We start from the raw sequence: 9,872 nt of genomic DNA, 5'->3' as shown, positions 1-9,872 counted from the left end.
CAAGGCTCTTTTAATTTCTTTTGTCTCTTTTGTCTGATTGATAAAATTAGCCAATTCATCTATAATGTTCATCTTTTGTATTTTTACTAGGGATGTATTATTACTATTATATCTGTTGCGACCTATTTAGGGCTGCTATAGGTCACTTTCTCCTCAACTGCGTCCCAAATACAGAGCGGCGGTTGAAGTGCGTCTGTATGAAACCATAGGCGAACAATCACTCCTGGTTGGTATTCCCGATTTAACAGTCAAAGGTTCACAGACGACAACTGAACAGCCAATGACCAATGTTGCTGTCGCCCCATCCCCACCTCAACCCCAGACAGTACAAGTTCCCGTACCTGAAACAATTAAACAAGGTTATTTAGAAGTACGAGAAGTCGCCACAGGTGAAGTCGCAACCGTCATTGAAATTCTCTCTCCAATTAATAAACGTTCTGGAGAAGGTCGCCAAGACTATGAAACTAAACGCAATAAAATATTTGGCAGTTCAACTCATTTAGTGGAAATCGATTTACTGCGTAAAGGAAAACCTTTGCCAATTTATCATAGCAATAGTCAAACTCATTATCGAATTTTAGTCAGTCGAGGAGATCGTCGTCCTCAAGCTGATTTGTATGCCTTTAATCTACGAGATACGATTCCCTCATTTCCCTTACCCTTGAAGTCGGGCGATCGCGAACCATTTGTAGACTTACAGGTATTGTTGAATAATGTGTACGACCAAGCCAGTTATGATTTAGCTATCGATTATACTCAAGAACCCATACCGCCATTATTAGCGGATGATCACGTTTGGGTAAATACATTATTAACCGAGCAACAACTGCGATAATGCGAACAGGGAAAGCGTTCCCTGTTCCCTGTTCCCTCATCTCAACCGTTAACTTTAGTTGTGTCCAACTAAATAGGTTGGTGGAAATAAACTCAACTAAATTAAGTTATGTAAATAGATCTCAAACCCTTACAAATGACGAATGACGAATGACGATCTTAGCCGTTAACTTTTATTGTCCCTACCTACTTACTTATTATTCATTGTTCGAGAGGAAAATAGCGATCAAATTCAGCTTCATACTCCCATGCGATTCCCTGTGGATCACGAGTTTTGGTGTAGTCGGATAAAACCACAGGATAGCCTCGGATGTCAGTTAACTTCTTCGTATCGCACTTCAGGCGTTCGGCTAATTGGTTCTGAGTCAAGCTTTTGTCTTTAGGAATCGCTGATGGGGACACAGGTGGGGATGATTCGGCTGTTGAGTCGCCACCTTCGCTTGTATCAAAACCATTCGGGGGTTTAGGTAGGGGAGTTGCTCCCAAATAGGTTGATAAAATCTTATCGATCGCTTCCGCTTCAGTTAACGCCTGAGCCTCCATAAACTCCTTGAGTTTGCTGTATGTGACTGGACTAATGTAGCCGACTACACGGAAATTCTGATTTGCCATAGTTTTCCCTTCCCTAAAATGCCCGAACCATTACGTTGACCTCTCAATGACTGCAATTCCGATAGCATTAACTATCTCAGCTTAGACATATCCATAGCCAGGAATCCCCTCTCTCTAGGCTTAGATTTGATCCCAACACGGTGGGTTTAGTAACGTTATCGGCTCAAGGAAAGATTTCCCCCACACCCCACACCCGAAACCCGACACCCGACACCCGACACCCCTACCTATTCCCTCAGATGCAGGTTTTTTGCCTCGTGGTGAGGTAATCTGCGATCGCATGGACTGTTTTAATTTTCCTTATGTCGATTCTGCTAGTCATTTCCGGACTGCTCATTCTTATCATTGTCTCCATTGATGTCCTGATCACAACCCTGACAGTGGGCGGAGGAGGACCTCTAACCAGCAGACTCTCGGCTTGGCTATGGAGAATCGCGCTTAAGATTCATCGCTGGCGTTCCCATCACCGCTTATTGCTAGTTACAGGCTGGATAGTTATCGTTAGTGTCACCGTGCTTTGGTTTGCCTTAACGTGGGCGGGATGGACACTACTGTTTAGCGCCGATGAAACGGCTGTGGTAACGCCGAAAAAACTGCCCGCCACTACGTTAGAAAGAATTTACTTTGTCGGTTATACTATCTCAACCCTAGGCATGGGGAGTTATAGTCCTCAAGGTGCAGTTTGGCAAATTGCCACCGCAATTGCTTCAGTGAATGGGTTCTTTTTAGTTACCTTGGCAATCGCCTATCTCTTACCTGTGGTTTCAGCCGCGACTCAGCAACGCCAACTGGCGGTTTATATTTCCGCTCTCGGTGGTACGGCTGACGAAATTCTGGTCAGAGCCTGGAATGGCAAAGATTTTGGGCAATTTGACCAGCATTTAATTGCTTTGACGCCCATGCTAGCCCAACAGGGAGAACGCCATCTAACTTACCCGATTCTTCATTATTTCCACAGCATCGAACGCTCTCGCTCGATCACTCTAAGTTTAGTGGCTCTTGATGAAGCGCTAACCATCTTAGAATATGGTGTCAAAACGTCCCATCAACCCGATCCAGCGGCGCTAGGTGCAGCACGTCGGGCAAGTGCGGCTTATTTGAAAACTCTCAAATCCGCTTACTTAGAACCCGCCTCGGAAAACCCACCGCTTCCACCCCTGGAACGACTCAGGAAACACGGGATTCCCACGGTTAGCGATCGCCAATTTTGGGACGCCACCAAACACGTCACCAAACGCCGACGGCTGCTATTGGCGCTGATTCACAATGACGGCTGGGTTTGGGATGCGATCGCCTCCAGCCAAACCACCAATCGGGCTACCCCCTTAGATGACCAGACGACGATTGACAAAGTAATATTACATTGATTAGGGAACAGGGGAACTTGTAGAGACGCGCCATGGCGCGTCTGGGAGCAGAGGAGCAGAGGATTACCAATCAACAATGAACCATGAACAATCAACAATCAACAATCAACAATCAACAATGAACCATGAAAAAAATCAAGTATATTCTCTTAGGTTTAGTCGGACTATTCTGTTTCCTTATAATTTGGGGCTTAGTTGAGCCTTATACCCTCGACACAGAAGAAGAAGTTGCCGTCATTCCCAATCTTCCTACAGCTTGGCAAGGACAACGAATTGGACTGGTTTCAGATTTTCAATACGGGATGTGGCTAGATAATACCCCGACTGTCCGCCGTAGTATCGCCAAACTGATAGAAGAACGCCCTAGTGTCGTCCTGATTAGCGGTGACTTTATTTACCATGCCTTTAAAGGCACAGACCCAGAAATTGCTAACATCGTTGATTTACTCCGTCCCTTACCCGAAGCCAATATTCCCACCTATGCGGTATTGGGTAATCACGACTACGGTATGATTAGCCTAGATACTCCACCCAAAGAGAACTTAGCAGCGCGGTTGGAGGCGGCGTTGGAAGACGTTGGCATAGAGGTTCTGGAAAATCAAGCCGTCCAATTACCGCAACCCGGAAACTCTGGGGAAAATCTCAGTGATGGAAATACCGAATCGTTTTATTTAGTCGGCATAGGTTCCCATCTGGCAAACAAGGATCAACCAAAAAATGCGATCGCGCAAGTGCCATCCACAAATCCCAGGATTGTAATGATGCACAATCCCAAATCATTTCCGGCTTTACCTGCCAATACCGCACCCGTAGCCGTTGCTGGACATACTCATGGTGGACAAATTCGCCTACCCTTCACACCCCAATGGTCTTGGTTAGCATTGGCTAAAAACTGGGAACATGTCGATGGTTGGAGTGACGGCTATGGCGCCTCAGGTAATAAGCTCTATGTTAATCGTGGGATTGGCTTTAGCGATCTGCCCATACGACTCAACTGTCCTCCAGAGGTCACTTTATTTACTCTCCAGGCTGAATAAGCAGGTGGGAACAATTAAAGTTAACGGTGGAGAACTCGCTGCCCGAAAAGAAGCAAGCTACGCTTATGTAAGAGATTGGGTCTGGGCGTAAGTCCTAAGATTAATTTATTCCGGGAGGTAGATGTTAATTTTAAGAAGTCATCTCAACCTACCCTGGAAATCCGATGAGCTACTGTATCAACCCCAAGTGTGACCAACGGGAAAATCCTGAGTATCTGGAATACTGCCAAGGCTGTGACACCCCATTAACCATCAACAGTCGATATCGGCTGCTGAAACCCCTTCGACCCCTAGACGCACCCAATCCCACCAAAATCTTTGAAGTCCAGGATTTAGCAGCAGAGGCGGCAATCAAAGGAGCAAAACATAAAGTACTGAAAGTTTTAACCCGGAACAATTCCACCTTAGTTCGCCTATTCAGACAAGAATCGGAAATTTTAAAGAAACTTAACCATCCGGGTATTCCTAAAGTTCAACCTGAAGACAATTATTTTACCGTTTCTGTCTCCCGCCGTGCCAGACCTTTACATTGCTTGGTGATGGAACAAGTGGAGGGGACAAATTTACGAGCATGGCTCAAACATAATCAACCCATTTCCGAAGCCAAAGCCATTGAATGGCTAAAACAGTTACTCGATATATTAGATACGCTGCACCAACAACAATATTTTCATCGGGATATTAAACCCTCGAATATTATGCTGCGACCCAATGGTCAACTGGTGCTAATTGATTTTGGGACAGTTTGCCAAATGAGCGGTACAGTTGTCCAACGGCTGATGGGAAAAGATGTAACCGGAGAAGGCGTTTTTTCACCCGGTTATACCCCTCCTGAACAAATCAACGGTAATGCGGTTCCTCAATCGGATCTTTATGCCTTAGGACGTACCTTTGTCCATTTACTGACGGGTAAACATCCTTTAGAACTAGAAACCAACCATAAAACAGGTGAATTAATGTGGCGCAAACATACGCACAAAATTTCTGAACCCTTAGTCGAGTGGCTTGACTATTTTATGGCTCCATTTGTCCATCGTAGACCGCCAAATGCGGCGTTTATTTTGCCGCATTTCCAGAAACAACCCCTCCCTCATCCAGACATACCCAAAACGTCTCCACTTCCCTTAGGATTAATTATTCTCAATCTTGTTATTTTCTCAATTTTATTAGTCTCCGGAGTCCTCTGGTTACAAGCCTACCAACAGCACCAGCGACAGTTGTCTCCTCAAGGGAATGTTCTGTTAATGCAGAGAAGTTGAAAGACATTCATCTCATGTCCGAATGACTCTGGCGACTGCTATAGCGCTACGCGGGGAGGGAATAGGCAATAGGCAACACCTCGACTTATCTCGACTTCGCTCGATACGAGTCGCTCGGTGTGGAATATGCTTTCTTTGAAGACAAAAGCATCATTTTGTAGAGACGTTGCATGCAACGTCTCTACAGCTAAAAAAAGAGGGAAGAGTGTCTTTTTCTCTTCCCCCTTGCTGATTCTGTTGTTTGGCTTTTCCACGTTCTTTCAACTTTTTCCGCAACATTTGCCGTTGCTTCTTCAGTTGTCTGGCTCTGGCGGAACCGCCTTTACCTTTGTCATTTCGCCCTTGACGGCGAGGAGACTCCCAACTCTTGAGTCGTTGTGTCATGATCACCACCTCTCAATCTGAATGGGCGGAGAGAGACTCGAACTCTCACGACCAGAGGTCGCCACATTTTGAGTGTGGTGCGTCTACCAATTTCGCCATCCGCCCTTGGATGCAACCTTTTCATTATAGCCAATAGATGTCGGTTGTAGCAAGGACTGATAAGCTTGAGAACTTGCCCATTGATCAATTTCCCGCGCCCTTAACACGGGGACGGGGTGGCTCAACTGGGCAGTTTGAGCGGATTTGAGCAGTTCTCCCAATTCCGAATTACTGATATCATCATAGGCTCTGGCTTGGGCGATAAAGGCGTCGAGGTTTAGTTGGGGAGCTAGGGTTGGTGAACCGCCAGCGAGTTTCATCAGCACCGACATCACCACTCTGGGATTCTGAGTTGCCAGCAGCGCCGCGCGATCGCAGGAAAATTCCGCACACCTTAACCACTCCAGCATCTGTTCTTGAAGGCTTTGGGCAATTACAGCGCCCCAATTTGGCAGTAAAGACGCCGCTAAAATCATAATGTTGAGCGGTGTCAGATAAACCCCATGCTCACACTTGAGATGTCCCAATTCGTGAGCAATCACCGCCTGAATTTCTTCGGGGGTCAGCATATCGATTAAAGCGGTGTGCAGGACGATAAATGGCTGCTTACCCCGCATGGCAAAGGTATAAGCATTTGGTACGGGATGCTGCTGCACGTATAGTTGAGGGGGTTCTAAGTCCAGGGTTTTGCAGGCGTCTAGCAGTAAATTATGCAGGTGCGGTAGCTGATTTTCTCCCACCAAAACACTAGCAGCAATATTATTCAGGTAAAAGAATTGTTCCGCCAAGGGTCCGAGGAGATTTCGCACCATCAAGTCCAGTCCAGGGAACTGCTTCAAGGCTTGGGTGGCTTGGAAATCAAGGGGATGACGGAACTGGTCTGCCTTTAGACCAACTAACAGTGTTTGGGTCATAGGTTATTGGTCGTGGGTCATGGATCTTATGTCTGAAGTCATTGGTTGCTCCAATGACGTCTAATCTCTAGTGTATCGAGAAGCTGAGCCTGGAACATCGGTTCAGTCGTCGAATCATCTTCGGAAATTACGACAAAACGGTCATCTCAGATACAAAATCCCCTCCGATTTGACCGCTAAATGATCGCTCCCCAGCTTCCCCAGCTCCCTTGATCTGCAAGGTATCACCCCTCAGATAGCCATTGTTTAACCCGCTTTAAACTATCCCAGTCAGGCTTCCTACTCAGTCCATCCTCAATACTCTCAAAGACATCCTGACGAACTTGAGAATCCGTCGCCATCATCTGCTTAACGGTGTCGATGTGTTTACGCACCCCAGTTTGCCCGGTTTCCAACATCGCTACCGCTAGGTTGACTCGCGCTTGGGGCGCATTGGCATCAATTTTCGTCCCCTTAAGCGCTACTTTATATGCCCGTTCCGCTTGGTCATCCAGCAAATACAACCAAGCCAGACAACTCCAAGCGGCGGCGTTTTTCGGGAAGCGATCGCACAATTGTTTAAATACAGGAATCAGGGAATCAGGTCCCTCACCCGCGTTGTAGCGTTCTAAGCCACTCTCGAACAGAGAATTAACAGTTTCGGTCATAGATTCAATTTTAGGTTTACCGCGATCTGATTTTAAATGCAGTAGGGGTTTGGTAACCAAACCCCTACTCCCGTCCTATTCCCCCGTTTTTAACTAAACGCCAAAGGATTTACCACAGCCACAGGTTTGATTGGCGTTGGGGTTGGTGAATTGGAAGCCTCCCCCAATCATGGCATTGCTGTAATCTAAGACCAAACCGTACAGGTACAGGATGCTTTTGGGATCACATATTATTTTGAAGCCTTCGTAGTCAAACACTTCATCGTTATCCCGTACCTTACTCGGATCTTCAAAATCCATCATGTAAGACATCCCGGAACAGCCCCCCTGACGGACACCAACCCGCAAGTATAGGTCTTGTCCTTGTTGGTCTCGCAGCGCCACAATATGCTTGAGGGCTTGTTCGGTCAGTTGGATTCCTCGTTGCTGTGTTGTTGCTTGTGTCATGAGTATGTTGTAACTCCTGGTTAGGTTAAACTTGGATGACGAACGACTGATGTTCCACGCTTATGGATCAAGTTTATCGAGACTGACCCCTTAACGTGTATTTACCCCATAAAAATTTTCTTGGGAACTCCTTTCTCCAAACAATGAAGCGCAGCCCGGAAGGTATTGCGGTTTAATAGGAGTATCTATTATTGATCATGGCTGACTTGCCATGGTTTTTGCACTTATTGCCAAATACCCTATGTCTGCTCTCAATCGCAATACTCGTCGTCGGCTCAAACGGTTACCCCAAATACCCAGCGTCTGGGAAGGGGATCGCCGTTCTTTAGTGACTGTATCCGATCAGGGTGATTTTGATGCTGAGGGTAATAATGAGTGCATTCTTTGGGTGGATGGCTCAGAAGGAATTGTCCGGGCGATGGATATCGTCTCCTCAGAAATGGGACCTGAAGCGATTGTTCGCACCTTATTGCGAGCCATGGAACATCCCCAAAGTCCGGCTCGACCCGCCCGTCCCTCTAAAATTGTGGTACGCGATCGCGAAGTTCAGTTTTTATTGCGCGGGGTGCTGCAAGAGTTGGAGATTGCGATCGATTATGTCCCTGATTTACCCCTGATTGATGAGTTATTTCGCGGGTTTGAGGAAATTGCCCTCCAGCGCCAGCCGCCGTTACCCCCGAAGTATGCGGATCTATTGATCGGTAAGGCGTATGAGATTTGGCTGGATGCGCCTTGGGATATCTTGGCTGACCATCAGATCCTGAGTGTGGAATTAAATCGCTGGGATGTGGCTGAGTTTTACGTCTCGGTTATGGGGATGCTGGGTGTGGAGTATGGAATTCTGCTCTATCGCTCCTTAGATTCGCTGCAACGGTTTCGGGAGTCGGTCGTCAATCAGGAATCGGTTGAGGCGATGGAACAGGCATTTTTGGGACAAGATTGCTTGTTTATTACCTATCAAGCAGCGGATGAGGACTTTGAAGATGATGAGGATGTAGATTTAGCCGATTTATCCGTTGAAGAGATTTTGCCGAGTTTTGGTGCGGTGCATCCATTAGAGGGAATGCGCCCCTTCCTGGATGAGGAAGAAGCCCTACTTACCTATATGGCGCTGGAAGCCCTACATCGATTTTTCCAAGGATCATCCCGAAAATTAGCGGCGGATGATTTTCCAGCGATGAACAAGCGCTTCCGCATCCCTATCCCTGTAGATACGGAACAGGAAGATACGGAGTCAAAATCAATCGCGTCTATTAAAGTATCTACACGACCAGAGGTAGCCTCTGAGTTATGGGAGATGGTGATTGATGATGATATGGATGACGAAGACTGGGATGAGGATGAGGATGAGGAGGAACTGGAACTTCCGCTACGGGATGACTTAATCCCGAAAGATTCCTATCTGAGTTTGGGGATGATGCCCTGGGAGAGTATAGCACTGCTACAGGAGGATATTGATTTTTATCAGTCTCAAGACGCCCTGCCCCTAGGAGAAGGGTTACCTGTGGTGTTAATTCAAACCACTCGCCCAAAAGCCAAAGTGTTAATCGAGCAAATTCAAACAGCCGGGGGACTCAAGGGGATTGGCTTTAACCCCGGAGAAGATCCTCTAGTTGGCGATCGCTATGATTTGGGCATTTTGCAAACAGGAGATAATCATCTATACCTATTTGGTGAGTTTCCCGAAGCTGATCCGACTCATACGGCGAATCGTGAGCATTGGGAAAAACGGTGTCTAAAAACGAAGGGCTACTGCGGGTTAATTATCGCCAGAGGACTCAAAGGTGCTTCCCGTGGTAATCCTCAACCCAAGGATATGATGGCATTCTTTGAAGCGCGATCGCTCTCGGTTAAGGAGTTAGGATTAGGTATGTTACAACTTATGCCTGTGTTTGAATTCTAAATTCTGGGGAACAGGGAACAGGAAGTCTTGGTATGAAACACCTGTAGGGGCGACCCGCTTGCACCAATTAACAACTGTATCCACTCAATTTACTCGGGTCGCCCTTTGCTTAATCGCTTTTGCCATTATCTTAGCAGGGGTTTGGGGAGTCGTAAGACCCACGCTGTAACATAAGATTCAGCGCTGGGATACACGACTCCCCAAGGTCAATTTAGGTAACTCAATGTTACCCTAAATTGACATTTAAAGCTGCACGGTTAGCCAGTAAATTTTGTATAATAGGGGTATGCCTGAAGGGGTGACAAGCAGCTCAAAAGCTTGGCTTACATTGCATTTCCCCCCTCAAGCCTCGAAAAGATGAGAGCTTATTGACAGGTTTATTGCGAATGAATACGTGAATGAGAATGATAATCACCTGGGTGATGATCC

10 protein-coding genes, 1 tRNA gene and 1 pseudogene are annotated in these 9,872 nt (G+C 46.6%); 5 read left to right on the top strand and 7 right to left on the bottom strand.

Going from position 1 to position 9,872, the window contains the following annotated elements:
* Window positions 1-139 precede the first annotated feature (139 nt).
* Window positions 140-835: pseudogene (locus tag RIG66_RS32590) on the top strand (DUF4058 family protein); the annotation flags it as partial.
* A 200-nt stretch (window positions 836-1,035) separates the two neighbouring features.
* Here RIG66_RS32590 and RIG66_RS32585 read toward each other — a convergent pair.
* Window positions 1,036-1,446 (bottom strand): hypothetical protein, encoded by a 411-nt coding sequence (locus tag RIG66_RS32585; RefSeq protein WP_446384072.1) that lies wholly within the window; start codon window positions 1,444-1,446, stop codon window positions 1,036-1,038.
* Between the two features lie 120 nt (window positions 1,447-1,566).
* Complete coding sequence (locus tag RIG66_RS32580; protein ID WP_446384070.1) at window positions 1,567-1,728, bottom strand: hypothetical protein; 162 nt, start codon at window positions 1,726-1,728, stop codon at window positions 1,567-1,569.
* 20 nt (window positions 1,729-1,748) lie between these two features.
* Between RIG66_RS32580 and RIG66_RS32575 the strand changes: the two genes are divergently transcribed.
* The 3 genes from RIG66_RS32575 to RIG66_RS32565 all read left to right on the top strand — a co-directional run bounded on the left by RIG66_RS32575 (window position 1,749) and on the right by RIG66_RS32565 (window position 5,109).
* Window positions 1,749-2,813, top strand: a complete 1,065-nt coding sequence (locus RIG66_RS32575; protein ID WP_446384068.1) for an ion channel — start codon at window positions 1,749-1,751, stop codon at window positions 2,811-2,813.
* Window positions 2,814-2,938: 125 nt separating this feature from the next.
* Window positions 2,939-3,850 (top strand): metallophosphoesterase, encoded by a 912-nt coding sequence (locus tag RIG66_RS32570; protein WP_446384066.1) that lies wholly within the window; start codon window positions 2,939-2,941, stop codon window positions 3,848-3,850.
* A 164-nt stretch (window positions 3,851-4,014) separates the two neighbouring features.
* Complete coding sequence (locus RIG66_RS32565; RefSeq protein ID WP_446384064.1) at window positions 4,015-5,109, top strand: serine/threonine protein kinase; 1,095 nt, start codon at window positions 4,015-4,017, stop codon at window positions 5,107-5,109.
* 150 nt (window positions 5,110-5,259) lie between these two features.
* Here the strand turns inward: RIG66_RS32565 and RIG66_RS32560 are convergent, their stop codons facing one another.
* The 5 genes from RIG66_RS32560 to RIG66_RS32540 all read right to left on the bottom strand — a co-directional run bounded on the left by RIG66_RS32560 (window position 5,260) and on the right by RIG66_RS32540 (window position 7,540).
* Window positions 5,260-5,493, bottom strand: a complete 234-nt coding sequence (locus tag RIG66_RS32560; protein WP_446384062.1) for a hypothetical protein — start codon at window positions 5,491-5,493, stop codon at window positions 5,260-5,262.
* A gap of 22 nt (window positions 5,494-5,515) precedes the next feature.
* Window positions 5,516-5,598, bottom strand: a tRNA-Leu gene (locus RIG66_RS32555).
* Entirely contained in the window at window positions 5,577-6,446 is an 870-nt protein-coding gene (locus RIG66_RS32550; RefSeq protein ID WP_446384060.1) for a M48 family metallopeptidase, read from the bottom strand. Before RIG66_RS32550 ends, RIG66_RS32555 begins: the two co-directional genes overlap by 22 nt.
* Before the next feature lie 224 nt (window positions 6,447-6,670).
* Window positions 6,671-7,093: a tetratricopeptide repeat protein gene (locus tag RIG66_RS32545; RefSeq protein WP_044205725.1), complete on the bottom strand. Its 423-nt coding sequence runs from the start codon at window positions 7,091-7,093 to the stop codon at window positions 6,671-6,673.
* Between the two features lie 93 nt (window positions 7,094-7,186).
* Entirely contained in the window at window positions 7,187-7,540 is a 354-nt protein-coding gene (locus RIG66_RS32540; protein WP_446357802.1) for a HesB/IscA family protein, read from the bottom strand.
* A 241-nt stretch (window positions 7,541-7,781) separates the two neighbouring features.
* Between RIG66_RS32540 and RIG66_RS32535 the strand changes: the two genes are divergently transcribed.
* The gene (locus RIG66_RS32535) at window positions 7,782-9,443 is read left to right on the top strand and encodes a DUF6930 domain-containing protein (protein WP_446384058.1); all 1,662 of its coding nucleotides are present in this window, start codon (window positions 7,782-7,784) and stop codon (window positions 9,441-9,443) included.
* Window positions 9,444-9,872: the final 429 nt, after the last annotated feature.

Origin of the sequence: Coleofasciculus sp. E2-BRE-01 (genome assembly GCF_040221695.1) — a bacterium.
Taxonomy (GTDB): Bacteria; Cyanobacteriota; Cyanobacteriia; order Cyanobacteriales; family Coleofasciculaceae; genus Coleofasciculus.
Note: the sequence above shows the minus strand (reverse complement) of the source record. Positions and strands in the feature narration are given on the sequence as shown.

Excerpts from the sequence above, each read along its gene's own strand:
- RIG66_RS32580 (WP_446384070.1), bottom strand. The coding sequence starts at position 1,728 with ATGCGATCGCAGATTACCTCACCACGAGGCAAAAAACCTGCATCTGAG.
- RIG66_RS32575 (WP_446384068.1), top strand. The coding sequence starts at position 1,749 with ATGTCGATTCTGCTAGTCATTTCCGGACTGCTCATTCTTATCATTGTC.
- RIG66_RS32540 (WP_446357802.1), bottom strand. The coding sequence starts at position 7,540 with ATGACACAAGCAACAACACAGCAACGAGGAATCCAACTGACCGAACAA.
- RIG66_RS32570 (WP_446384066.1), top strand. The coding sequence starts at position 2,939 with ATGAAAAAAATCAAGTATATTCTCTTAGGTTTAGTCGGACTATTCTGT.
- RIG66_RS32550 (WP_446384060.1), bottom strand. The coding sequence starts at position 6,446 with ATGACCCAAACACTGTTAGTTGGTCTAAAGGCAGACCAGTTCCGTCAT.
- RIG66_RS32565 (WP_446384064.1), top strand. The coding sequence starts at position 4,015 with ATGAGCTACTGTATCAACCCCAAGTGTGACCAACGGGAAAATCCTGAG.
- RIG66_RS32585 (WP_446384072.1), bottom strand. The coding sequence starts at position 1,446 with ATGGCAAATCAGAATTTCCGTGTAGTCGGCTACATTAGTCCAGTCACA.
- RIG66_RS32535 (WP_446384058.1), top strand. The coding sequence starts at position 7,782 with ATGTCTGCTCTCAATCGCAATACTCGTCGTCGGCTCAAACGGTTACCC.
- RIG66_RS32545 (WP_044205725.1), bottom strand. The coding sequence starts at position 7,093 with ATGACCGAAACTGTTAATTCTCTGTTCGAGAGTGGCTTAGAACGCTAC.
- RIG66_RS32560 (WP_446384062.1), bottom strand. The coding sequence starts at position 5,493 with ATGACACAACGACTCAAGAGTTGGGAGTCTCCTCGCCGTCAAGGGCGA.